The following is a 23,781-nucleotide window of genomic DNA, read 5'->3' on the forward strand; positions in this document are numbered from 1 at the left end:
CCCCGGCAGGCTGTGCCCCGCATCCGCCGGCTGTGCACAGGGGCGTGGCACCGACCGTCCTCTGCACAGGAGCGTCCGGGGCGCCCCGGACGAGGCGCCGCGACGACAGACTCGGGGCATGAAGACCACCGTGCTCCGCCCATCGTCCTCCGCCCAGCTGCTCGCCGCCCTGCCCGCGCTCGCCGGGTTCACGCCCCGTCGTGACCTGGTCGTGGTGCTGTTCGCCGGCCGCCGCAGTCGCGGCTGCTTCCGCGTTGACCTGCCCGTGCCGGGCGACGCCCGCACCGATCGCGAGCTGGCCCGCGTCGTCCTCGACCTGCTCGCCCGGCTGCCCGAGGTGACCGGCGTCATGCCCGTGGCGTGCACGCCGCTGCGATGCACGGAGACCGACGGGCATCCCCACCGCTCGCTGCACAAGGCGATCGCCGAGGCCCTCTCGGCCGCGGGTGTGCGCCTGCTCGACTCGTGCTTCATCGCCGCCGACGGCTGGGGCAGCTTCCTCGACCCCGGTGTGCCGGTCGAGGGGCGGCCGCTCGCGTTGATCGAGCAGGAGCCGATGCGACTCGACGCGATGCTCGCGATCGATCACGCGGTGACGGATCTTGACGACGCCGGCGTGCCGCCCGCGGCGGATCCGGACTGGGCCGAGCGCACCGGCGCCGCCGTCGTCGAGCGGGAACGCCGGCTGCCCGCGCGGCTGCGTCTGCAGGATGCGGAGCGCGCCTGCGAGGTCGACCTGCTGGATCTGCTCGAGCGGCTCGGCCGCCAGGCGGGCGCGTTCCCGGAGTCCGATCCGCGCCTGCAGCGTCTGGTGGTCGATCTCGCCGTGGTCGCCGGGGTGGACGTGCTGCGGGAGATGCTGCTCCTGGGGCTCGCCTTCGGTCCGGATGCGATCGTGCAGGCCCGGCAGCGGCTGGGCGGCATGGCGGTGCGCGGCCCTGCGCTCATGCCGGTGATCGAGCGCATCCTCGACGAGCCGCTCGCCTTCCTGCTGCAGGGACTCGTCGTGACCCCGCCGGATCGCGGTCGGCTGCACCGGGCCACGGAGGTGCTGCGGCTCGCGCTCGGCCGGGTGGCCGGCGGCCGGCGGGATGAGCTGGTGGCGATGCTCGCCTGGCTCTGGTGGGCGCTGGGGGTGAGCAGCGTGGCTGAGCGCCTCGTCGCCCCGATCCGTCGCCGCCGACCGGACCTGCTGCTCGTGCTGCTGTTCGGCTGGGAGAGCGCGGAGGGGCTCCTACCCCAGTGGGCCACCACCGCGGAGTCCGGCGACCCCGCCCCGGCATCGACTCAGTCGAGCGACGCCGGGGCGTCCTGATGCGGGGCGATGCCGCGGACGGCCTCCGGGAGACTGGCGGCCAGCTGCCCGATGGTGAAGGGCCCCCGGGCGACGGCACCGGCCCGACCATGCAGCCAGGCGCCGCTCGCGGCGACCGCGAGCAGGTCGGGATCGCCGTCGGCCGCGGCGCCCGCGAGCACCGCGCCGATGACGCCGGTCAGCACGTCCCCGGTGCCGGCCGTCGCGTGCCAAGGCGTGCCGGTCGTGACGATGACGCTGCGGGAGCCGTCCGTGACGATCGTGATGGCACCCTTGAGCAGCACGGTGCAGCCGGTCGCCCGCGCCATGGCCGCGGCGGCGGCCCCCCGCGCCTGCACCGCGGCGTCCGGCTCGTCGACCGAGTCCGCCCTCTGGGAGCCGAGACGCCCGGAGGCGGCGGCCGAGTCGGCCGGCTCCGGCGCTCCCGTCTCCTCGGCGCCATGATGGGGCGCGCCATGATGTGCGTCCGGCAACGTGACCTCGATGCCGAGCCGGGTGGCGAGCCGGGCGAACTCGCCGGCGTGCGGGGTGAGGATGAAGCGGTGCGGCCGGGCGAGCCGCTCCGGGGTGAGCAGCGCGAGCGCGCCCGCGTCGACCACGACGGGTGCCGTTCCCGCGAGCACCTCGAGCATCCGGCTGCCCAGCTCGTCATCGGCGGCCGCGGCAGGATCGAGCTCGGGCGTGCCCGAGCCGATCGCGTACGCGTCGGTGCGGCCGGGAGCGGTCACGACCTCGGGCGCCCGGTCGAGCACCCGCTGCTGCACCGCATCGGCGCCGAGATGGCGCACCATGCCGACGCCAGTGCCCAGCGCGCCGAGCGTGCTGAGCACTCCGGCGCCCGGGAACCGGGGCGACCCGGTGATGAGTCCCAGCACGCCCCGCGAGTACTTGTGGTCTCCGGCGGTGGGCCAGCGATAGGTCACCGCCGTGTCCACGGCCGTCCACAGCCGGGGCCGGGGCGAGCCGGTGACGGGATCGATGACGGTGGTCACGCCGCCTCCTCCGCGGACAGGGCGAACGCGGCCATGATCTGCGACAGGGCGCGCAGGTCGCCGACATGGCACAGCTCGCGGATCGAGTGCATCGACAACAGACCGACGCCCACGTCGACGGTGCGCATGCCGAGCCTGGTCGCCGTGATCGGCCCGATCGTCGTGCCGCAGGGCACGGCGTTGTTCGACACGAAGGTCTGCACGGCGACGCCGGCGGCCCGGGCGAGCCCGTGCCACAGGGCGGCCCCGGCGCCGTCGCTGGCGTACCGCTGGTTCGCATTGACCTTGAGCAGCGGCCCGCGGCCGGGGAGCGGATGCCGGGCCGGATCATGCCGGTCGGGCCGGTTCGGATGGGTGAGATGCCCGGCGTCGGCGGAGAGCACCCAGGAGTCAGCCCAGGCCCGCAGGCGCTGCTCCTCGTCGGCGCCGAGCTGCCCGGCGACGCGCACGAGCACCTGCTCGAGCAGCGGACCGGCAGCTCCGGAGCGGGTGCCGGAGCCGACCTCCTCGTGGTCGAAGGCGGCGAGCACGGTCACGTAGTCGGCCGTGTCGACGAGCCGCTCGCCGCGAACGCCACCCGCGATCGCGAGCAGGGCGGCGAGCCCGGCGTACACCGAGCTGAGGTTGTCGAGCCGGCCGGCGGCGAGCAGCTCCTCCCGGGCGCCGAGCAGCTGGGGCGGCTGGGTGTCGACGAGGAAGAGATCCCCGCCGGCGAGGTCACCGGGCTCGAGGCCGGCCCGGCTGGCCACGAGCGCGGCGACATCGAGATCCGGGTCGTCGGTCGTCGCGCCGAGCACCGGCTGCAGATCGCGCTGCCGGTCGAGCCGCAGATCGTCGTTCTGCCCGCGGTCGAGATGGATGGCCAGGCTCGGCACCCGCGCGATCGGACCGGTGCGCACGAGGTGCGGACGACCGGTGCGATCGAACACCCGCCCGGCGATGGCGAGGTCGCGGTCGAGCCAGGTCGGCAGCAGCGCCCCGCCGTAGATCTCGACGCCCAGCCGACGCCAGCCGTCCGCGTCGTCCGTGGCCAGATCCTTCAGCCGCAGCATCGGCGAGTCGGTGTGCGCGCCGATGATCCGCACCGGCGCAGTCGCGGCGGCGCCGCGGGGCACGACCCAGGCGATGACCGCGCCGTCGCGGACGACGACGTAACGCCCCGGCTCCGCGGGCCAGGCGTCACGCTCCGCCAGCCGGATGAACCCGGCGCCGACGAGGCGCCGGGACACGACGTCGGCGACGTGGTACGACGTCGGCGTCTGGGTCAGGAACGTGCGCAGCCCGTCGATGAAGGCGATGCGTCCGGCGTCGTCATGACTCATGGGTCGATCCTCTCGGGGATGGCACCGCGGGGGCGTCCGCGGGCGTGGTCCGGTCGATGGTGCACTGGCCGAGCACCCGGTCGCCCAGGTAGAGCACGGCGGACTGCCCGGGGGCCACGCTGACCAGCGGGTCGCGCAGGCGCACGATGACCTCGCCGTCATCCACGCGCACGCGTGCGGGCACCGGGTCGCCGTGCGCGCGCACCTGCACGTCCACGTCCAGTCCCGTTCGCACCGCCGCCGGGGGACGCCCCGCCCACGAGTGACGTCGGCCCGCGAGCTCGCGCACGGCGAGTGCCTCGCGCGGGCCGACGACCACCTGGTGGGTCACCGGTCGCACCTCGAGCACGTACCGGGGCCGCCCGTCCGGGGCGGGCCGGCCGATGTGCAGCCCGCGCCGCTGGCCGACGGTGTAGCGGTGCGCGCCCTCGTGGTGACCGAGCACCCGGCCCTCGCGATCGACGATGTCGCCCCGGGCGGAGCCGAGGTGCTCCCCCAGCCAGCCGGCGGTGTCGCCGTCGGGAATGAAGCAGATGTCGTAGCTGTCGGGCTTGCTCGCGGTCTCGAGCCCGCGTCGGGCCGCCTCCTCGCGCACGAGCCGCTTGGAGGGGGTGTCACCCAGCGGGAAGATCGCGTGCTCCAGCTGCTCACCGGTGAGCACGCCCAGCACGTACGACTGGTCCTTCGCCCAGGCCGCGGCGCGGTGCAGCTCAGGCCCGTCCGGCCCGGTCACAACGCGGGCGTAGTGCCCGGTGCACACCGCGTCGAATCCCAGCGCGAGCGCCTTCTCCAGCAGCGCGGCGAACTTGATCCGCTCGTTGCACCGCAGGCACGGGTTGGGGGTGCGGCCGGCCGCGTACTCGGCGATGAAGTCGCCGACGACGTCCTCGCGGAACCGCTCGGAGAAGTCCCACACGTAGAACGGGATGCCGAGGCGTGCACACACCCGCTGGGCGTCGGTTGCGTCCTCGATCGTGCAGCAGCCGCGGGAGCCCTGGCGCAGCGTCCCCCGGGCGCGGGAGAGCGCCAGGTGCACGCCGACGACCTCGTGGCCGGCACCGACCATCCGCGCCGCGGCCACCGAGGAGTCGACTCCGCCGCTCATCGCCGCGAGCACCCGCATGTCCTCCGCCTTCCGTCCCGCCTCAGTGTAGTCGCGCGGTCGTCGCGTGCCCCGGGACGCGAGCCCCGGCCGCACGCGTCGGCGCGGGCCGCGCGTCGCCCTGCCGCTCGCACGGGCGCCGCCCCGCGGCGCGCGATGGAGCGGGCCGCTCCTCCTCCGTGCCGCTCGCGCGGATCTCGCCCCGGCCGTGCCAGGCGGCGCGGAAACCGGCGGAACGGCGCCGGGCGCTGCTTAGAACCGGGTGGGCCGCCGTGCGCTCATGCCGGCCCGGCGGGCGCGGGCGACCACCTCGGGCAGCACCGCGAGCACCGCGTCCACATCGGCCGCCGTGGTCCGCTCGCCGAGGGTGAACCGCAGCGCCGAGCGGGCGTCCGCGGCGTCGAACCCCATCGCGCGCAGCACGTCGCTCGGCTGCGGGATCGCCGCGCTGCAGGCGGCGCCGGTGGATGCGCGCACCCCCGCTGCGTCCAGCAGGAACAGCAGCGAGTCGCCCTCGCATCCCGGGAAGACGGCGTGGACGTTACCGGGCAGCCGCTCGTCGCCACGGGCGCCGGTGACGATCGCGTCCGGCACCTCCCGTTCGATGCCCGCGATGAGCCGGTCGCGCAGGACGGCCGTGGCCCGCGCCCGGTCGGTGCGCGTGGTCTCCGCATGCTCGGCCGCCACACCGAACGCGGCGATGCCGGGCACATCGAGCGTGCCACTGCGCACCCGACGCTCCTGCCCGCCGCCGTGCAGCAGCGGCACCGGGGTGACGTCCCGGCGCAGCAACAGCGCACCGACACCCATCGGCCCGCCGATCTTGTGGGCGGCGACGCTGACCGCGGCCGCGCCCCAGCCGTGCAGGTCGACCGGGATCTGCCCGTAGGCGGACACCGCGTCGACATGCACCGGCACGCCATGCGCGGCGGCGAGCCGGACGACCTGTCGCACCGGCTGGATCGTGCCGACCTCGTTGTTCGCGGCGAGCAGGGAGACGAGCGACACCCGGTCGCCGCTGGCGTCGAGGATGCGCTCCAGCCGGTCGAGGTCGACGCGGCCGGCGCGGTCGACGGGCACCCGCTGCAGCTCGGCGCCCTGCCGCTGCGCCAGCCAGGTCGCGGCGGCCTCGCTCGCCCGGTGCTCGGCCTCGGGCAGCACGATCACCGGGTGGTCGCCGGCGGTGTCGCGCCACCAGTGGATGCCCTTGATCGCGGTGTTGACCGACTCGGTGCCACCGGAGGTGAACACGACCTCGGCCGGATCCGCGCCCGCGGACGCCGCGACCCGGGCCCGGCCCTCCTCCACAAGCGCCCGGGCGCGCTGGCCCGCCGCGTGCACGGAGGCGGGGTTGCCCACGTCGCGCGCCACGGCGACCCAGGCGTCGAGCGCCTGAGGCAGCATCGGCGTGGTCGCCGCGTGGTCGAGGTAGTGGTCGGTCCCCGCCCGCCGCGACGACGGGCGCTCGGGCACCGAGTCGGTCATTCCGGACGGCCCCGACTCAGAACAGCAGGCTGGCCATGCGGGTGCGGGCGGCGTTGACCGCGGGCTCCCCGTTGCCGGTGAGGTCGAACAGGGCGATCAGCCGCGCCTGCAGGTCGCCGCGCCGGCCCGGATCGCCCCACAGCTCCGGGCGCAGCAGGCGGTCGAAGGATGCGGCGGCGTCCCCGCCGAGCCACAGCCGGTCCGCCTCGGCGAGCGCCCGGTCCACGGGGTCGGCCGCGTCGGCCTGGGCCTCATGCGCCTCCACACGCTGCACGAGCTGGGCGAGCAGCAGACCGTGATGGGCGATCGCGTCCTTCGGCGTGGTGTCGAGGATGCGCTGGAATCGCTGCTCCGCCTCCGCGGGACGCCCCTGGTCGAGAGCGTCCTGCGCGGCCTGCTGCTCCGGGGTGAGGGTCGGCGCGGCATCCTCCGCCGGAGCCTCCTCTGGCACGTCGACGACCTCGATGATCCCCTGCTGGGCGGCCAGCTGCAGCACCTGATCGATCACGGGCTCGATCTGGGCCGCGGCAGGCATCCCCTCGAACAGCGGGATGGGCTGGCCGGCGATGACGGCGAGCGTCGTCGGCAGGGCACGGGCCTGCAGCGCCCGGGCGATCTGGGGATGCCGCGAGGCGTCGGCGATCGCGAGCAGCAGCCGGCCGCGGCGAGCGACTGTCAGGTCTGTGAGCGTGTCGACCAGGGCGTCGTCCTGACCGGTGCCGCTGACCAGCGCGAGCAGCAGCGGCGTGTGCGCGCTGCGCTCGATCGTCTCGGCGAAGTTCTGCTCGGTCAGGTCCACGACGAGGGCGGCGCGGACGGCGTCATCCGGCGCCTGCCGCCCGGCTCCGCCTGCGGAGGACGACGTCTGGTCGAGGCTCACGGCCCCGTGCATGTCGACGGGCAGATGACGCCCCTGCCCCTGTGTGCTCTCGGTCACTTACTCCAGCTCCTTCACCGACGCCTGCTGCCAGGAGTAGCCGACGAGCTGCGCCTGGCCACCGGCGTCCTTGGGCACGCTGAACACGAGCATCGTGCTGTACGTGCGCTCCAGTCCCTTCTTCGTCTCCGACGCCCCGATCATCGCCGCGTCGAGCGCCGGCAGATCCTTGATCACCCCGTTCTCCTTCGCCGGGCGGACGTCCCACGTCTCGTCCAGACTGACGAAGACGAGCCCGTCGCCGTCCGCGGTGGCGAGGGCGATCGGCTCGGTCGCCCCGGCCGGATAGCTCACGTCGAGCTTCCCGTCCTCGCCGAGCTTGTCCCGCTGCTGCGTGACCTTCTCACGCCGGGTGGTGAGGAACTCGTCCGCGGTGAACTCGGTCGCGAATTGGCTCGAATCGCCGTTGAGCAGGATGTCGCTGTACCGGGTACCCGCCTGGCTCGCCGGGATGCTCAGCTGGTCGTCGCCGAGCATCGTGGTGCCGACCAGCTCGCTGGGCAGATCCGGCACACCGGCGAAGAGGTGGCTGATGATCGACACCACCTTGTAGTTCTCCCGCGGCGAGTCCTGGCGCAGCACCATCAGCCGCTTCGGCTGCCCCTCCGCCTGATCGTCCTCGACGGCCACCATCACGGTGCGCGGGAAGTCCGCCGAGGTCGGCGGCAGGAACACCGACATGGGCGACGAGACAACGCGATCCGGAAGGGTGGCTTCACCATACTTCGCCTTGATCGTGTAGGCGCCCTGCCGTGCGGAGAGCGCTTCGCCGGCGAAGCGGGTCGCCAGCAGGTCGCCGTCGAGCGAGGCGTCGGCCTGGTCGGCGACCTGCGCCACCTCGTCGAGGATCGTCTGGAAGTGCGCCTTGAGCACGGGCGTGGTCGACACTGTGTCGTCGGACGGCGCCGTCGCGCTCTCCGACTCGGTGTCGGACGCCCCGGAGGCGCAGCCGGTCACCGCGAGTGCCGAGGAGATGGCGACCGCGAGCAGCGCCGCCAGACGACCGGGGCGACGCATGCTGCGCGTGGACCGGCTCGAACGGGGCGACGCCTCCGGCCGGGACCGATCTGGATTGGCGAGGGCGGACCCCGCGGCGTCATCCGTCCCGGAGCCGCCCTGCCCCGGGGCATCGGCGTCACCGTCCGTCGTGTCGGCGGGACGCGGCGCCTCCGCGTCCTCCGCACCGGCCACGGACTCCCGCACGTCGACGGCCTCGGCGCCGCCCCGCCCCAGCCGCCGGCGCCGGTGCGAGCGACGTCGCGGCCCGCGCCGGTCGGCGAAGCGGTCGATGAGCAGCAGGACGAACCCGCCGAGCAGCAGCAGATAGCCGATCACCTGCAGCGGGCGCACCCACGGGGTGGGGTTGATGTTCGGCCAGGTCACGGTCACGTCGGCGGGTGCGGGATGCGTCCCGTCGCTGGCGATGATCACCGAGGTGCTGGAGCTGGAGTCGACCTCCATGGTGAGCGTCCCGCTGCCGCTCTGCTCGGACGTCCACAGGTCGGAGCCCGCGGGATCCGGCACCGTCGCCTCGTCACCCGACGCGGACACGGTCAGGTCGCGGCCCTCGGTGCTCACCCGGTTGACCTGTGCGTCGGCCACCCAGGCGTCCACGTCGTCGGAGGGGCCGACCGCGGCGAAGGCACGGTCGGTGCCGCTGACGCGCACCGTGGCCTTGCCGTCGTGCTGGTCGAGCACCGTGCCGTCGATCACGGTCAGCGGCGCGTCGGCGGAGCCCTGCTCGCTGATCGCCGGGGTCTCGATGATCTCCGACGGCGGACGCCAGATCGTCTGCTGCCCGAAGCCGATGATCAGCGCCAGCGCCGAGACGGCGAACATCACCACGGCGGTGTAGAAACGCAAGATTGGGGCCCTCCAGTTCTTCCCATAAGACCCTAGAGCATCGCGACGCGGATGCGGAAACCGCGACGGGCGCCCTCCGCGCGCCCGCAGCGGGTCGCTCCCGCGGGGTGTCGGTCGTGACGGGCTTCGGGCGCCCTCCGCGCGCCCGCAGCGGGTCGACTTCACATCCGGGGTGTCGGTACGCTGAGAGCGGTCGCGCGACGGCACCCGCCCGTGACCGGAGGGATTGAGGAACATGCTGCCCGATGACACCGCATCACCCAGGCCGTCCGACGCCTCGTCGGCGGCCACGGCACCGATCCCGGACGTCGATCAGGTGCCCGAACCGACACGCCCCGCCTCCGCCGCGCCCGAGGCCCCACCCGCCGACGCGCAGCCACGCAGCGGACCGCGCCGACTCAACCTGGCACTGAGCTCCGACAACAGCTTCGTGATCGGCCTGATCGGCACCCTCGGCGTGCTCACCGCCCTCCTCATCGGCGGGATGATCTCCAGCAGCGCGCTCATCATCACCTACATCGGCGCGGCGCTGTTCCTCGCACTGGGGCTCGACCCGATCGTCCGCGCGCTGATGCGGATGCACCTGCCCCGGGGACTCGCCGTGCTGGTCGTGTTCCTGGTGTTCGTCGGCGTCATCGTGGGTGTGGTCTTCCTGATGATCCCCGCGATCAACCAGCAGGTCGAGGACGCCGTGGCCAACGCCCCGGTGCTCGCCGACGTGATCTCCCACCAGGAATGGTTCCAGCAGGTCAACGAGCAGCTCGGCGGCAGCATGACCGCCTGGCTGGACAGCGCGCAGACGTACATCTCGAACCCCTCGAACGTGCTGCAGCTGGCCGGCGGGCTGATGAGCTTCGGCGCCGGTGTGACCACCGCGCTCTCCGCGACGGTGATCATCGTCGTGCTCACGCTGTACTTCATGGTGTCGCTGCAGGGGCTCAAGCGTGGGCTGATCTCGCTGATGCCCGCCTCGAAGCGCGTGCGCGCCACCCGGCTGAGCAACCGGGTGTTCGAGAACGTCGGCAAGTACGTGGTGTCGCAGACGATCATCGCGCTGATCAACGCCGTGTGCGCGTACATCGCGATGTCGATCCTCGGCGTACGGTTCCGCGAGGTGCTCGCGGTGGTGATCTTCCTGCTCGCGCTGCTGCCCCTGGTCGGCTCGCTGTCGGCCGCGACACTCACGACGCTCATGACCGTGGTCACCCAGGTGCTCGCCGACCCCACGGACATCAACCTGTGGCCGGCGCTGTTCATCCTCGTCTACTACCTCGTGTACATGCAGATCGAGGCATACGTGCTCACGCCGCGCATCGTCAACCGGGCCGTGCCCATCCCGGGAGTCGTCGTGGTGATCGCCGCGCTCCTCGGCGGGTCACTGCTGGGTGTGTTCGGCGCGCTGCTGTCGATCCCGACCGCTGCATCCGTCATCCTGCTCATCCAGGAGATCTGGATCCCCCGGCAGGATCAGCGCTAGCCGCGCGTCACCCGCCGACTGCCCGGGCGTCCCCCCGACCCACGAGATACGGGATGCGGTCACCGGGCACCGGCACACGGGCCGTCCGCGGTGGTCACCCCTCGGGGACGGGCCACTCGGTCGGCAGCGGCAGCGCCTGCGGCCGCACGGCGCGCACGATCTCGGTGAGCGCCTCCCGTGTCTGCCGCTCCCCCACCCACAGGTGTCGACACCCGGGCATGGCGATGACGCGGGCCTCAGGCACGACCGCGAACCGGCGGCGAGCCTCGTCGGGGCGGAGGAAGTCGTCGAGCTCGGGCACGAGCACCACGAGCGGACGGCCGCTGCCGTGCCAGCGCGCCAGCTGGGCCTCGGTGGTGCGGTGCAGCGGTGGAGACAACAGGATGGCACCGTCGGCGGGATGGTCCAGCCCGTACTCCAGCACGAGCTCCGTGCCGAAGGACCAGCCGACCTGCCAGGGATGCGGCAGCGCCCGCTCCGCCACGAAGTCCATGGCCGCGGCGAGGTCGAGGCGTTCGCCCACCCCGCCGTCGAACGCGCCCTCGCTCGTGCCGCGCGGACTCGACGTGCCGCGGGTGTTGAAGCGCAGCACGGCCAGATCGGCCAGTGCGGGCAGTCGCCAGGCCGCCTTGCGCAGCAGGTGGGAGTCCATGAAACCGCCCTGCGTGGGCAGCGGATGGAACGTGACGAGCGTCGCCACCAGAGGACGTCTCTCGGGCAGGGCGAGCTCGCCGACGAGCGCGAGCCCGTCAGCAGTGTGCAGCGTCACGTCCTCGGCCCGCCGTGGCAGGCGGGTGTTCGCGCGGATCTCCATCGCGGTCGGTCAGTACCAGCCCGTCGACTGCGAGTGCGTCCAGGCGCCGCACGGGGTGCTGTAGCGCCCGGCGATGTAGCCGAGGCCCCAGGTGATCTGGGTGGCCGCGTTCGTCTGCCAGTCCGCGCCGGCCGAGGCCATCTTGCTGCCCGGCAGCGCCTGCGGGATGCCGTACGCGCCCGAGCTGGCGTTCGCGGCGTTCACCCGCCAGCCGGACTCCTTGTTCCAGAGACTGACGAGACAGGCGAACTGGTCGGCTCCCCAGCCGCGCGCCTGCACCTGCTCCCAGGCGACCGCCTGCGCCCCGGTGGGGTTCGCAACGACGGCGGGGGCCGGCGTCGCGCCGGCGGTCGCGGCCGCCCCGGAGGTGTCGGCATCAGTGGTGGACACGGCGACCGGGACGGGCGTGTCCGCGCTCACGAGCGCGTCGCCCTGCGCCGCCTGCACGGCGACCGCGGTCTGCGCGACCTGCAGCAGCTGCGGGCTCGGCGGCTGCTGGGTCTGCTCGCTGACCTGCTCTGTGATCTGCGCGACCTCGTCGGCGTAGGCCGTGTTCGCGCCGCCCACCGCCACGAAGAGCAGGGCGCCGGCGGCGCCCACGCTCGACAACTGGACGAACCGAGGCCAGATGTGAACGCTCATCGCAGTCCCAGCTTCCTGCTGCAGGCAGGCCACTGCCCCCAGCCGCTCGTCGTCTGCAGACTCTGTGCGACGGCGATCTGCTGCTCGCGCGTCGCATCCGCCGCGGTGGCGCCGTACGCGCCGCCGCCCATCGCCTGCCAGGTGCTGTTGGTGAACTGGAGGCCGCCGGAGAAGCTGCCTCCGCGGATGCTCCAGTCGCCCCCGGACTCGCACTGCGCGAGCCGATCCCAGACCGAGCCATCGGCGACGGCCGCGACGGCGCCCGTCGTCGGCTCGGCTGGCTCGGCGGTCTGGGCGCCCTGCTCCGCCTGGCTCGACGCGTCGACGCGGACGACAGGCACGACCGGGGTCTCCGCCCCGACCGGCTCGTCCGTCATCGTCATCGCGGTCGCCGTCGCGCTGAGCCCGACCGTCGTCTGGCCGGGAAGGGACTGCCGCCCGAGCGAGGTGGCCGGCGTCTGGGTCACGGCGACAACACGGCCGTCATCGGCCTGGGCGTCCGAGCCGTCCAGGGCGGTGGCGCTGTGGGCCCCGGCGCTCACCACGGTGAAGGCGACGGCACCGGCGAGCAGGACTGCTGGGGTCTTCAGGAATGCCATATCGAACGAGAGTCTACCGGAAAGCGTGCCGAGACTCGAACCCGCGACACCGTGCGGGCGGACGCCGCATACGCTGGCTCGACTTCTGGGGGCGAACAGAGCGGCTGCTGCCACGGGGCCCGGGTCGGACCCCGGCCAGGCATCGCGACGGCTGCATCCCCCGTGCGGAGAACGCGGCACTCGGCCACGAATCACCCCACCGCGAGCATGATCTCGACCGTGCGGTCGAGCAGGGCGTCGACCTGACGCTCCGAGTAGCCGTTCCCCTGACGGGCGAACACGGCGTCGCGCACCTCCTCGATCGCCAGCGGTTCGCCGGTGCGAAAGTAGGCGACGATGCGGTCGCCCAGACGATCCACCTGGTGACGGTTGTACCCGACGCCGAAGATCCCGGCCCGCCGGAACCGATGTCCCTCCTGCCGCAGCAGCCGTGCGACGACGACCCGAGCCTGGTCGCGGGCGAGCTCCTGCCATTCCCCCTCGCCCATGGCGGCGATCGCCTCGTCGCGCTCGCGCATGGCGAAGGCTTCCTCCAGCCGGTCGAGCGCCGCGTCGACGGCCTTGGGGTCATAGCCCTCGCGGACCAGGTCGAACGCCGCGGTGCGCACGGTCTCGGCGGTGATATCCCCCCCACCGGTGTCATACGCCACTCGAGCGCGCTCGAGCAGGTCGTCGACCTGGTCGATGTCGTACCCGCGCCGCCGCTTCGGAACTCGTTCGAAAACCGTCATCACACCCCCATTCTGCCAGACCGCGCGTGCACGCTCACACGAGCGCCACTCCGGCCCACCACGCGATCAGCAGGGCCAGTGGCACGGAGGGGACGACGGCGTCCAGTCGGTCCATCACCCCACCGTGCCCCGGGATCCACCGGCTCATGTCCTTCACCCCGAGCCAGCGCTTGATAGTGGACTCGACCAGATCACCCGTGGTCGCGGTGATCGTGGTCAGCGGCCCGAGCACGAGACCCCACCACCACGGTGCCCCGGTCAGCAGCGGCACCGAGATGCAGGCCGCGATCGTCGAGCTGACCAGCGCACCGAGCTGTCCCTCCCAAGTCTTCTTGGGACTGATCCGGGGAGCCAGCGGGTGACGCCCCACCAGCACGCCGAGCGCGTATGCACCGGTGTCGTTCGACACGACGGAGATGAGCACCACGAGCAGCCAGGCCAGACCGTCCGGCAACGTGACGGTGAGTCCGACCGTGCCGAGGCAGCCCCCGACGACCAGGATGATGAGCGCCGACCACAGGGCACCCGGGCCCACCGGCGCCCCCCGCAGACGGCTGACGACCGCTCCGGCGAGCGCGCCGAGGAGGACGACCGCCACGAGCACGAAGAGCAGGGCCATCCCTCCCGCCCACCAGGCGACGCCGGGCAGCACCCCGGCGAGGATGCCGGTGAGCACGGCGGAGGGCCGCAGTCCCCGGTTCGCGAGGGCATGCGCGATCTCCGCCGCGGCGACACCCGTGACGAGCATGGCCAAGACGACGAAGGCCTCGGTGGAGATGAGGATCGCCCCGAGGACGATCGCCCCGAGCAGGAGCCCCATGCCGATCGCGAGCGGCAGGTTGCGCCCCGCACGCTGCTCGAGCTGCTCGTTGGCCTGTTCGACCTGATCGATCAGCTGCCGCACCTGCTGGTGCCGCTCGTCCGCTCGCCTCCGCTTCACCATGTCGTCGCCTCCGCCCCCCTCAGACCTCGAGGAGCTCGCTCTCCTTGCGCTTCAGCGAGGCGTCGATCTGCTCGACGTGCTCCTTGGTGAGCGCGTCGATCTCCTTCTCACCGCGAGCGATCTCGTCGTCGCCGATCTCCCCCTTGAGAGCGTCGAAGTCGTCGTTGGCCTTCCGCCGCAGACTGCGCACGACCACCCGGGCCTCCTCGGCCTTCTGCCGGACGAGCCGCACATACTCGTGTCGCCGCTCCTCGGTCAGCTCGGGCAGGGTGACACGGATGACGTCGCCGTCGTTGGTCGGGTTGACCCCGAGGTTGGGCTGATCGCGGATCGCCTTCTCGATCTCATGCAGCGCCGATTTGTCATACGGGGAGATCAGCAGCGTGCGCGCCTCGATGTTCTGAACCGAGGCCAGCTGATTGAGGGGGGTCGGTGTGCCGTAATACTCGACCGGAATGTTCTGGAAGAGCGCGGGGTTCGCCCGGCCCGTGCGCACCTGAGCGAACTCGTCACGGGCGACCTCCACAGCCTTCGCCATCCGCTGATGGGTCTCATCGATGATGTCCTTGATCATTTCTCTCTCCTTGCAGCGGGGTGGTCCGGCGCCGGCTGACGCCCGCGCCTCGACCGGGTCAGACCTCGGCGCGCACCCGGGTGCCGATGTCGGCCCCGAGGATCGCGCGGGCGATGTTCTCCTTGTCATCCATGCCGAACACCCGCATCGGCATGGCGTTGTCCATGCACAGACTGAACGCGGTGGAGTCGACGACCTTCAGACCGCGGACGAGCGCATCGTTGTAGGTGATCGCGTCGATTCGCTCAGCCGTCGGGTCAACCTTCGGGTCGGCCGTGTACACGCCATCGACCCCGTTCTTCGCGAACAGCACCTCGTCGCAGCGGATCTCCAGCGCGCGCTGGGCGGAGACGGTGTCGGTCGAGAAGTACGGCAGCCCCGCCCCGGCCCCGAAGACGACGACGCGGCCCTTCTCGAGGTGGCGGATGGCGCGCAGCGGGATGTAGGACTCGGCGACCTGGGTCATCTGGATGGCCGACTGCACCCGGGTGTCCACCCCCGCCTGCTGCAGGAAGTCCTGCAACGCCAGGGCGTTCATCATGGTGCCGAGCATGCCCATGTAGTCGGCCCGGGCGCGGTCCATGCCGCTGCGGGAGAGCTCGGCGCCCCGGAAGAAGTTGCCACCGCCGACGACGATGGCGACCTCGACCGTGCGCGAGGCGATCGCGATCTGCCGGGCGATGGCCGAGACCACGTCGGGGTTCACTCCGAGCGAGCCGCCGCCGAAGGCCTCTCCGGAGAGTTTGAGCAGCACTCTGCGACGTCGTTCGATCACCACGCACTCCTTTCGCGGGCCGGGGTCGGCCCGAGGTCGTCGTTCACGCGCCGGACGGCGTGCGGACTGGTACATCGGCCCGAGGCCGAACGGACATGCTCCGTGCGCACACCGGTCTCAGACGCGCGGAGCACGACGGTGGCCCGGTCGGATCGACCGGGCCACCGCGGTGATCAGTTGCCCACGCGGTAGCGGACGAATGCCGAGACCGTCAGGCCGGCATCCTTGAGCACCTGCGCGATTGACAGCTTGTGATCGCGCGCGTACTCCTGGTCGGGCAGCACGATCGTCTTGAAGAAGCCGTTCACGCGGCCCTCGACGATGCGCGGGATCGCCTTCTCGGGCTTGCCCTCGTTGCGCGAGGTCTCCTCGGCGATGCGCCGCTCGTTCTCGACCTGGTCGGCGGGCACCTCCTCGCGGGTGAGGTACTTCGGGTCGGCGAAGGCGATGTGCTGCGCGATCGAGTGCGCCGTCTCCGAGTCGTCGCCAGTGTACGCGACGACCACGCCGACCTGCGGGGGCAGATCCGGGTTCGTGCGGTGCAGGTAGACCGCGAACCGCTCGCCCTCGAGGTTCGCAACGCGGCGCAGCACGATCTTCTCGCCGATGATCGAGCTGACGTCGGTGATGAGATCCTCGACGTTCTTGCCCTCGACGGGTGCGCCCAGTGCGGCCTGCTCGTCCGAGGCGCCGACCTCGGCGACCGCGGTGAGGATCTGCTCGGCCAGCTCGATGAACCGCTCGTTCTTCGCGACGAAGTCGGTCTCGCAGTCGAGCTCGATGAGGTACGCGTGCCGGCCGTCGACCTTCGCGGCCACCAGGCCGTTGGTCGTGGTGCGGCCGGAGCGCTTGGCCACGCCCTTCAGCCCCTTGACACGCAGCAGCTCGATGGCCTTGTCGACGTCGCCCTCGGCCTCGTCGAGCGCCTTCTTGCAGTCCATCATGCCCGAGCCCGTGCGCTCGCGCAGGGCCTTGACGTCAGCAGCGGTGTACTTTGCCATGTTCTTCCGTCTCTCTCGCTGTCTCGCTGTGAAGTGGGTTCACTCGGCGGCCGGTGCGGTCGCCTCGGCGGGCTTCGCCTCCGCGGGCGCCGCCTCCGCGGGCTTCGCGTCGGCCGGGGCGTCAGCCTGCCCCTGCGCCAGCAGCTCGCGCTCCCACTCGGCCATCGGCTCGGCCTGCTCGCCGGAGTCCTGGGCTGCGCTGTGCCGCTCCATCAGCCCGGCGGCGCACGCGTCGCCGATGATGCGGGTCAGCAGCGAGACCGAGCGGATGGCGTCGTCGTTGCCCGGGATCGGGTACGCGATGTCATCGGGATCGATGTTCGTGTCGAGGATGGCCACGACGGGGATGCCGAGCTTCTTGGCCTCCTGCACGGCCAGGTGCTCCTTGTTGGCGTCGACGACCCACAGCGCAGACGGGGTCTTGTCGAGGTTGCGGATGCCGCCCAGCGTGCGCTCGAGCTTGTCCTTCTCACGCTTGAGGATGAGCAGCTCCTTCTTGGTGTGGCCCGAGCCGGCCACGTCGTCGAAGTCGAGCTCCTCGAGCTCCTTGAGCCGCTGCAGACGACGGTGCACCGTCGAGAAGTTCGTGAGCAGGCCGCCGAGCCAGCGGTGGTTGATGTACGGCTGGCCGACGCGCTGGGCCTGCTCGGCGATGGCCTCCTGAGCCTGCTTCTTGGTGCCGACGAAGAGGATCGTGCCGCCGTGGGCGACGGTCTCCTTCACGAAGTCGTACGCGCGGTCGATGTAACCGAGAGACTTCTGCAGATCGATGATGTAGATGCCGGAGCGCTCGGTGAAGATGAAAGGCTTGACCTTCGGGTTCCAGCGCCGGGTCTGGTGTCCGAAGTGCACGCCGGCGTCGAGCAGCTGGCGGATGGTGACAACGGCCATGGCCGTGTTCTCCTGTTCTGCGCGGGTCGTCCCGCGCCTCTCACGGTTGTCACGGACGCCGGTCAGCGTCCGTCCTGGTGCCCACGCGCCATCCCACCGCCGAGGCGGACCGTCGGGATGACGACGCTTGATGAGCACGCGAAGTCGGCGGCCCGGGGGCCACCGCTGCGTCAAGCATAGCCCACCCGACGACGTGCTTCGCGCCCCGCCGCGCCGCGGGGACGTGCCTGCACGAGCCGACGTCCCCGCTCCGCTGCGCGCGTCCCGCAGGTCGATCCGCGAGCGCGACCATGCGAGCGTCTTCGGATCGCCGCCGGCGCCCTCGCGTGCGGACGCGACACAGCCGGCACACGTGGCCGCGTCCGTCCACAGGCGACCATGCGTGCTGGTCGACGCGCACGGGGGATGCTGTGCTGTCGGCATGCACCGCGCCCCGCCCCGTCTCCTCGTCCCGCTCGTCCTCCTCGTCACGCTGCTGCCGCTCACCGTGTCATCGACGCGGGCCTCGCCGCACGCATCCGCCATGACGGCGGAGCAGCCGGCGGCCCGCACCGCGGCCTCCGCAGACCAGGTCGGCCAGCCGTTCCGGACGCTCGACGCCCTGCTGACCGGCCTCCTGCCCGTGGCGACGCCCGCCGCCCCGCTGACCGCCACGCCGGTGGAGGCGCCCGTCGCATCCGCGCGGTCCACGGCGAGCGCGCCCCCGGGGCTGCCCTCCCCCGCCCCGTGCGTGGAGCTGCCGTGCTGGTCCTGGCCGGTCGCCCGGCCCTCCGTCATAGAGGCGTTCCGCGCGCCCCCGCATCGCTATGGCGCCGGCCACCGCGGGGTCGATCTCGCCGCGGCCGCGGGAGACGCGGTGCTCGCCGTCGCGGACGGCACGGTCACCTTCGCCGGCCGGGTCGTCGACCGACCGGTCGTCACCGTGTCACACGAAGGCGGCTGGCGATCCAGTCACGAGGCGGTCGAGCCGGCCGTCACCGCCGGCGACGCCGTGCGCCGAGGACAGGTGATCGGTCATGTGGTCGCCGGCCCGCACTGCGCGGATCGCTGCCTGCACCTCGGCGCCCGACACGGCGAGGACTACCACGACCCGGTGCTGCTCATCGAGGGCGCGGTGCCCTCCGTCCTGCTGCCACTGCCTTGAGGACACGCCACGTGGACGCGCGGCCGGGCCCGGGGATCCCGGCACGGCCGACAGCTGGCTCGGGGACGTCCTGCACGGATGGACTCCGGCGGCCACGACAGAGCAGCGGTTCGGGGACGCCCTGCGCGGACGGGCCGAGTCCTGCACCGCACTGCAAGGTTGTGCGCTCCCCCGGACGTGCTGCACCCCAGCCGTGCAGCACCCCGGGGCGCCCCTTAGGCCCGCGGATGCGCCTGCAGATACGCCTGGGTCATCCGTTCCATGGAGACATGCGTGTAGATCTGCGTCGTGCCGATGCTCGCATGCCCCAGTATCGTCTGCACCGCGCGCAGGTCGGCGCCGCCGTCGAGCAGATGGGTCGCCGCCGTGTGCCGGAAGGAGTGCGGGCCGGCCGGCCGGGCGCCGACCCGGGACAGCGCCTCCGTAACCACGCGCCGCACGGTGCGCACGTCGATCGCCCCGCCCCGCGCGCCGAGGAACACCCGCGCGGTCGACCGGCCGTCCCGCCGCCGTCCGAGCAGCTCGGGGCGCCCCGTGGCCAGATAGCGGTCAAGCGCGGCCAGCGCCGGGTCGCCGACAGGAACCACGCGCTCACGGTCGCCCTTGCCGATCACGCGCAGCATGCCCCGGTCATGGTCGATCGCGCCGAGCTCCAAGGTGGCGAGCTCGGAGACGCGCAGCGCTGAGGCGTAGAGCACCTCGAGCATCGCGGCGTCGCGCTGGGCGACCGGGTCCGGCCGCGGGTCGGCGGCAGAGCGCGGCGCGCAGGCCTGTGCGTCAGCGGCGTCCAGCAGCCGGCGCATCGTGCCCCGCCCGTGGACGACGGGCAGCTGCCGGCCGTGCCTGGGCACGGCGAGCCGGGCGGCCGGGTCGATCGTGACGAGCCCCTGTTCGAGCAGCCAGCGGCCGAACATCCGCGCGACGGTGGCGCGACGGGAGAGCGTCGTGCGGGCGAGCCCCCGCTCCGCCCCGTCACCGAGCCAGGCGCGCAGCACGGCGTGCGAGAGCGTTGCGATGGTCGGCGGCGTGGCAGCGTCCGCCGCGCCGGCGGACCGCACGCACCAGCCGACGAGATCGCGCAGGTCCACCCCATAGGCGCGCACGGTCCGCGGGGAAAGCCCCCGGGCCGTCTGGGCCCGCACGAACGCGTCGACCACACCGGCCAATGGCTGTTCCGCATCTCTCTGCGGTCGTCCTGCGGCGTCTGGCGCCGGCTTCGCCTCCTTCCAGTCCGACACGCCCTCGGTAGGTGCGTCGGGGGTGTGCAACCTGGCTCCTGACTCCATGCTCCCCAGCATGCCACCTCGCGGTCGGGCATTCTGAGGCGAGATGTCCGACCGGCCGAATGGCCAGGACGGCCGGGCGGCGCGCGGTCTCGTCTCCGGGCTCCAGACATCCGTCATCCCCGTCGCCAGCGTCCGTCCCCCGTCCTGACGGCGAGGCCGAGCAGCTCGAGCTCCCCGAGCCCGGCGGAGACGGTCGTCTCGGCGAGACCCGCGCGCGCCGCGAGCGCCGCGGTCGGGGCCGGCTGCCGCGGGTGCAGCGCGTCGTGCAGGCGCACGAGCTCGGCGCGCAGCCCGGCGACCGGCGAGGGCTCGAGCTCCGGTTGCAGGGCGAGCATGCCGAGGGCCTCGTCTCCGGTGGCGACCAGCTGGGCGATGCCGTCGCGGATGATCCGGTTCGCCCCGGCGGATGAGCCGGAGACCACGGACCCGGGCACGGCGCCGATCGGCCGGCCGAGCTGGGCGGCATGCCGGGCCGTGTTGAGCGCCCCGGAGCGATGCCCCGCCTCTGTGACGACGACCACGGCCGCGAGCGAGGCGATCAACCTGTTCCGCTGCAGGAATCGCCAGCGGGTCGGCGCGGTACCCGGCGGCTGCTCGGCGACGAGGCAGCCGCGTTCGGCGATCTCGCGCAGCAGCGGCTCGTTGCCGGCCGGATAGAGCCGGTCGAGTCCGCCGGCGAGCACGGCGACGGTGTCGCCACCGACCGCGAGCGCGGTGCGGTGGGCCTGGCGGTCGACGCCGTACGCGCCGCCGGAGAGCACGGTGAAGCCCTGCCGACACCAGGCCTCGGCGATGTCGGCGGTGACCTGCAGCCCGTACGGGGTCGCGGCACGCGAGCCGACGAGCGCGCCGACCCGCGGCCGGTCAAGCAGCTCGGCCCGGCCGAGCGTCCACAGGCACACCGGCCCATGCTCGCCGAGGTCGGCGACACGGCGGGGCCAGGCGTCGTCGCCGGGCAGGAGCACGCGCAGGTGCAGGCTCGCCGCCGAGCGCAGCGCGCCGACGAGGCCCCGATCGCCGAACCGGGGCCGCCAGCGGGCCAGCGCCCGCGTCGCATCCGGTGTGGGCACGCCCGGCAGGGTGCCGCGGATCGAGGCCGCGGGGGTCATGTCGGGCAGGGCGTCTGGGGTCGGCAGCGCGGCGAGCACGGCCAGCAGAGCGGCGACGGCCCCGGCCTCGGCGATGAGCGCGCCGGCCACACCGTCGCCGGGCTCGACGAGGAACGACCACCACACCCGGGCGAGCAGCTCCGCGGCGCGCTCGGGGTCGTGCTCGGCCCCCGGGTGCAGCCCGGCGAGCGCGGTCTCCACGTCGGCGCGCTCCGGCGGGGTGAGGCGATGCCACGCGGCGAAGCGGTCGAGGAGGATCCGAGCAGTGGACGGGGACGACGGGCTCATGCGATCGCCTCCACGCCACGCCAGCGCAGCGCCCGGGCAAGGTGCTCCGCATGCGGCCGGTCGACCTCGTCGAGGTCGGCGAGCGTCCAGGCGGCGCGCAGCACCCGATCGTAGCCGCGCAGGCTGAGCAGGCCGTGGTCAAGGGCCCGGTCGAGCGTCGCGGTCGTCGCGGGCCCGAGTCGCAGGGCTCCGCGCAGCACCGCTCCCGGCACCCGACCGTTGACGTCGAGCCCGTGCGGGGCGAGTCGATCCACGGCGCGCCGGCGGGCGGCGACGACCCGGCGCAGCGCCCGGGCGCTGTCCAGCTCGGCGCGGTCGGCTGCGAGGACGTCGCGGGCGCGCACCCGGCCGACGGTGACCCGCAGGTCGATGCGGTCGAGCAGCGGGCCACTCAGCCGGGCGGTGTAGCGCATGCGCTGCGCCGGAGTGCACGAGCAGGAGCCGTCCGGTTCGAGCGCCCGCCCGCACGGGCAGGGGTTCATCGCCGCGACGAGCTGGAAGTCGGCTGGCAGCCGTGCCTGCCGGCCGCCGCGGTGCAGGGTGATCGTGCCCGTCTCCAGGCACTGGCGCAGCGCATCGAGCACCCTGGAGCGGAATTCGGGCGCCTCGTCCAGGAAGAGCACGCCATGGGCGCTCAGCGACACGAGCCCCGGCCGCAGCCCGGTGCCGCCGCCGATGAGCGCCGCCATGGTGAGGCTGTGGTGCGGGGCCTCGAACGGCGGCCGGTCGACGAGCCCGCGCACCCCACCCGGCGAGGTGATGGAGCGCACCGCGGTGGCCTCCAGCGCCCGGTCGCGGTCGAGCGGCGGCAGGATGCCGGGCAGCGTCTGGGCGAGCAGGGACTTCCCCGCCCCGGGACTGCCCTCGAGTAGCAGGTGGTGACGGCCGGCGGCGGCGACCACGAGCGCCTCCACGGCCTCCGGCTGGCCGCGCACGGTCGCGAGATCCGGCGGGACCTCATGCCACCCGACCCTCGGATCGACGTCCGCCGTCCCGCCGCCCGGGTCGAGAACGCCGCCGGGTGCGCCCCGGTCGCGCGGCGGGCGTCGGACGCCGCCGAGGTCGCCGCCGAGGCGGCCGATGAGTTCGGCCAGGTCGTGGACGCCGGCCACGTCGACCCCGGAGACGAGCCGCGCCTCGGCCAGGTTCGCGGCCGGCACCACGGCCCGGGTGCGACCGCCCGCCCGCGCGGCGAGCAGGGCCGGCAGCACGCCCGGCACGGGCAGCACGCGACCGTCGAGACCGAGCTCGCCGAGCACGACCGTCTCACGGGCGCCACTCCGGGAGAGCGCGCCCTGCGCGGCGAGGACCGCCGCCGCGATCGCGAGATCGTGCATCGCACCGTGCTTGGGCAGATCGGTCGGGGCGAGATTGACCGTCAGCCGGGTGTCCGGGTACTGCAGGCCGCTGTTGCCCATCGCGACGCGCACCCGGTGCTCTGCCTGTGCGACGGCGGTGTCGGCCAGCCCGATGATCCGGGTCGCCGGCAGGCCGGAGCTGACATCCGCCTCGACGTCGATGACGACGCCGTCGACGCCCTGCAGCGCCACGCTGCGGCTCGTGCCGAGCGCCATCACACACCCCGCCGATGCTCGATGACGAGCCCGTCGGTCAGCAGGCGCACGCCGATCGCGTCCAGCCGCACGGGGCCTGGCCAGGCGGTCTCTCGCTGCTGCAGCCAGCGGCCGATCAGCCGGCGCAGGCGTCGGCGCTTGCGGTCGTCGATCGCCTCGAACGGGGTGCCATGGCGCGTCCCGGCGCGCGTCTTGACCTCGACGAACACGAGGCAGTCGCCGTCGCGGGCGATGATGTCGATCTCGCCCTCCCGCCCGCTGCGCCAGTTGCGGTCGAGGATCTCATAGCCGATGTCGCGCAGCCAGTGGGCGGCGTGCTCCTCGCCGCGCGGGCCGAGAGCGACGCGGGGGCCGCCGGCCCGGGACGTGGTCGGATCGGGCGGCGGCGAGGCGGCGGCCGGCGGCTGGGACGTGGTGGTGTCTGTCGTGGTCATGCCGGCAGGATCGCCGGACGGGCGTGCGCGGAGCCACCGCGGTCAGCGGGATGTGGAGAGCACGACCCGGGTCGACGCGCTGTGCCGAACGCGGAGCCGCGAGATCACCGGCAGCACGGGCGGATGCCGGCGGCGACCGGGACCGTCAGGCTCACGGCTCGTCGATCGACAGCTCGCTCGGCAGCTCGAGGTCGTGGGCGGCGAGCTCCTCGACGTTGACGTCCTTGTAGGTGAGCACCCGCACGCGCTTGGCGAAGCGATCCGACCGGTAGATGTCCCAGACCCACACGTCACCGAGGTTCAGCTCGATGTAGAAGTCGCTGCCGACGTCACGACGCTCCATCGTGACCTCGTTGGCGAGGTAGAAGCGGCGCTCGGTCTCCACGACGTACTTGAACATGTGCACGACATCGCGGTACTCGCGATACAGTGCGAGCTCAGCGTCGCGTTCGTAGTCATCGAAGTCCTGGGGATCCATACGGC

At 73.1% G+C, this 23,781-nt stretch carries 23 protein-coding genes; 3 read left to right on the forward strand and 20 right to left on the reverse strand.

Going from position 1 to position 23,781, the window contains the following annotated elements; genetic code table 11:
- Positions 1–118: 118 nt before the first annotated feature.
- Entirely contained in the window at positions 119–1,315 is a 1,197-nt protein-coding gene (locus F8O02_RS04560) for a DUF4192 family protein (RefSeq protein ID WP_158036072.1), read from the forward strand.
- Here F8O02_RS04560 and F8O02_RS09175 read toward each other — a convergent pair.
- The 6 genes from F8O02_RS09175 to F8O02_RS04590 all read right to left on the reverse strand — a co-directional run bounded on the left by F8O02_RS09175 (position 1,288) and on the right by F8O02_RS04590 (position 9,016).
- Positions 1,288–2,307, reverse strand: a complete 1,020-nt coding sequence (locus F8O02_RS09175; RefSeq protein ID WP_225734113.1) for an ADP-dependent NAD(P)H-hydrate dehydratase — start codon at positions 2,305–2,307, stop codon at positions 1,288–1,290. The genes F8O02_RS04560 and F8O02_RS09175 overlap by 28 nt on opposite strands.
- On the reverse strand, positions 2,304–3,629 hold the full coding sequence (locus F8O02_RS04570; RefSeq protein WP_158036073.1) for a M18 family aminopeptidase: 1,326 nt from the start codon (positions 3,627–3,629) through the stop codon (positions 2,304–2,306). Before F8O02_RS04570 ends, F8O02_RS09175 begins: the two co-directional genes overlap by 4 nt.
- Positions 3,619–4,752, reverse strand: a complete 1,134-nt coding sequence (mnmA, locus tag F8O02_RS04575; protein ID WP_158036074.1) for a tRNA 2-thiouridine(34) synthase MnmA — start codon at positions 4,750–4,752, stop codon at positions 3,619–3,621. Before mnmA ends, F8O02_RS04570 begins: the two co-directional genes overlap by 11 nt.
- A gap of 231 nt (positions 4,753–4,983) precedes the next feature.
- Positions 4,984–6,216 (reverse strand): cysteine desulfurase family protein, encoded by a 1,233-nt coding sequence (locus F8O02_RS04580; RefSeq protein ID WP_158036075.1) that lies wholly within the window; start codon positions 6,214–6,216, stop codon positions 4,984–4,986.
- A 16-nt stretch (positions 6,217–6,232) separates the two neighbouring features.
- The gene (locus tag F8O02_RS04585) at positions 6,233–7,153 is read right to left on the reverse strand and encodes a tetratricopeptide repeat protein (RefSeq protein ID WP_158036076.1); all 921 of its coding nucleotides are present in this window, start codon (positions 7,151–7,153) and stop codon (positions 6,233–6,235) included.
- Entirely contained in the window at positions 7,154–9,016 is a 1,863-nt protein-coding gene (locus F8O02_RS04590) for a hypothetical protein (RefSeq protein ID WP_158036077.1), read from the reverse strand. It abuts the gene before it with no gap.
- A gap of 235 nt (positions 9,017–9,251) precedes the next feature.
- Here F8O02_RS04590 and F8O02_RS04595 point away from each other — a divergent pair, with 235 nt between their 5' ends.
- Positions 9,252–10,493, forward strand: a complete 1,242-nt coding sequence (locus F8O02_RS04595; RefSeq protein WP_158036078.1) for an AI-2E family transporter — start codon at positions 9,252–9,254, stop codon at positions 10,491–10,493.
- 94 nt (positions 10,494–10,587) lie between these two features.
- Here the strand turns inward: F8O02_RS04595 and F8O02_RS04600 are convergent, their stop codons facing one another.
- The 9 genes from F8O02_RS04600 to rpsB form a co-directional block, all read right to left on the reverse strand.
- Positions 10,588–11,307, reverse strand: a complete 720-nt coding sequence (locus tag F8O02_RS04600) for an alpha/beta hydrolase (protein ID WP_158036079.1) — start codon at positions 11,305–11,307, stop codon at positions 10,588–10,590.
- 9 nt (positions 11,308–11,316) lie between these two features.
- Entirely contained in the window at positions 11,317–11,949 is a 633-nt protein-coding gene (locus F8O02_RS09180; RefSeq protein ID WP_225734114.1) for an aggregation-promoting factor C-terminal-like domain-containing protein, read from the reverse strand.
- Positions 11,946–12,548: a transglycosylase family protein gene (locus F8O02_RS09350; RefSeq protein WP_158036080.1), complete on the reverse strand. Its 603-nt coding sequence runs from the start codon at positions 12,546–12,548 to the stop codon at positions 11,946–11,948. Before F8O02_RS09350 ends, F8O02_RS09180 begins: the two co-directional genes overlap by 4 nt.
- Positions 12,549–12,739: 191 nt before the next feature.
- Complete coding sequence (locus F8O02_RS04615; protein WP_158036081.1) at positions 12,740–13,279, reverse strand: DivIVA domain-containing protein; 540 nt, start codon at positions 13,277–13,279, stop codon at positions 12,740–12,742.
- 34 nt (positions 13,280–13,313) lie between these two features.
- The gene (locus F8O02_RS04620) at positions 13,314–14,222 is read right to left on the reverse strand and encodes a phosphatidate cytidylyltransferase (RefSeq protein ID WP_158036082.1); all 909 of its coding nucleotides are present in this window, start codon (positions 14,220–14,222) and stop codon (positions 13,314–13,316) included.
- A gap of 19 nt (positions 14,223–14,241) precedes the next feature.
- Positions 14,242–14,796 (reverse strand): ribosome recycling factor, encoded by a 555-nt coding sequence (gene frr, locus F8O02_RS04625; RefSeq protein ID WP_158036083.1) that lies wholly within the window; start codon positions 14,794–14,796, stop codon positions 14,242–14,244.
- Between the two features lie 58 nt (positions 14,797–14,854).
- Positions 14,855–15,646, reverse strand: coding sequence for a UMP kinase (gene pyrH / locus F8O02_RS04630; protein WP_179416344.1), 792 nt, complete (start codon positions 15,644–15,646; stop codon positions 14,855–14,857).
- Between the two features lie 98 nt (positions 15,647–15,744).
- A complete protein-coding gene (gene tsf, locus F8O02_RS04635; protein WP_158036085.1) occupies positions 15,745–16,572 on the reverse strand; it encodes a translation elongation factor Ts in 828 nt (275 codons plus the stop codon).
- 39 nt (positions 16,573–16,611) lie between these two features.
- Complete coding sequence (rpsB, locus tag F8O02_RS04640) at positions 16,612–17,463, reverse strand: 30S ribosomal protein S2 (RefSeq protein WP_158036086.1); 852 nt, start codon at positions 17,461–17,463, stop codon at positions 16,612–16,614.
- 421 nt (positions 17,464–17,884) lie between these two features.
- Here rpsB and F8O02_RS04645 point away from each other — a divergent pair, with 421 nt between their 5' ends.
- Entirely contained in the window at positions 17,885–18,607 is a 723-nt protein-coding gene (locus F8O02_RS04645) for a M23 family metallopeptidase (protein WP_225734115.1), read from the forward strand.
- A 215-nt stretch (positions 18,608–18,822) separates the two neighbouring features.
- On the opposite strand, the gene F8O02_RS04650 is transcribed toward F8O02_RS04645, so the two are convergent.
- From F8O02_RS04650 to F8O02_RS04670, 5 genes are all read right to left on the reverse strand, one after another.
- On the reverse strand, positions 18,823–19,764 hold the full coding sequence (locus tag F8O02_RS04650) for a tyrosine recombinase XerC (protein WP_318655771.1): 942 nt from the start codon (positions 19,762–19,764) through the stop codon (positions 18,823–18,825).
- 242 nt (positions 19,765–20,006) lie between these two features.
- Entirely contained in the window at positions 20,007–21,290 is a 1,284-nt protein-coding gene (dprA, locus tag F8O02_RS04655; RefSeq protein WP_158036088.1) for a DNA-processing protein DprA, read from the reverse strand.
- Positions 21,287–22,864, reverse strand: coding sequence for a YifB family Mg chelatase-like AAA ATPase (locus F8O02_RS04660; RefSeq protein ID WP_158036089.1), 1,578 nt, complete (start codon positions 22,862–22,864; stop codon positions 21,287–21,289). The genes dprA and F8O02_RS04660 overlap by 4 nt, the downstream gene beginning before the upstream one ends.
- Complete coding sequence (locus tag F8O02_RS04665) at positions 22,864–23,298, reverse strand: YraN family protein (protein WP_158036090.1); 435 nt, start codon at positions 23,296–23,298, stop codon at positions 22,864–22,866. The genes F8O02_RS04660 and F8O02_RS04665 overlap by 1 nt, the downstream gene beginning before the upstream one ends.
- 151 nt (positions 23,299–23,449) lie before the next feature.
- Entirely contained in the window at positions 23,450–23,776 is a 327-nt protein-coding gene (locus F8O02_RS04670; protein WP_158036091.1) for a DUF2469 family protein, read from the reverse strand.
- Positions 23,777–23,781 lie beyond the last annotated feature (5 nt).

The sequence above is a fragment of the Pseudoclavibacter caeni genome, assembly GCF_008831125.1.
Classification (GTDB): domain Bacteria; phylum Actinomycetota; class Actinomycetes; order Actinomycetales; family Microbacteriaceae; genus Pseudoclavibacter_A; species Pseudoclavibacter_A caeni.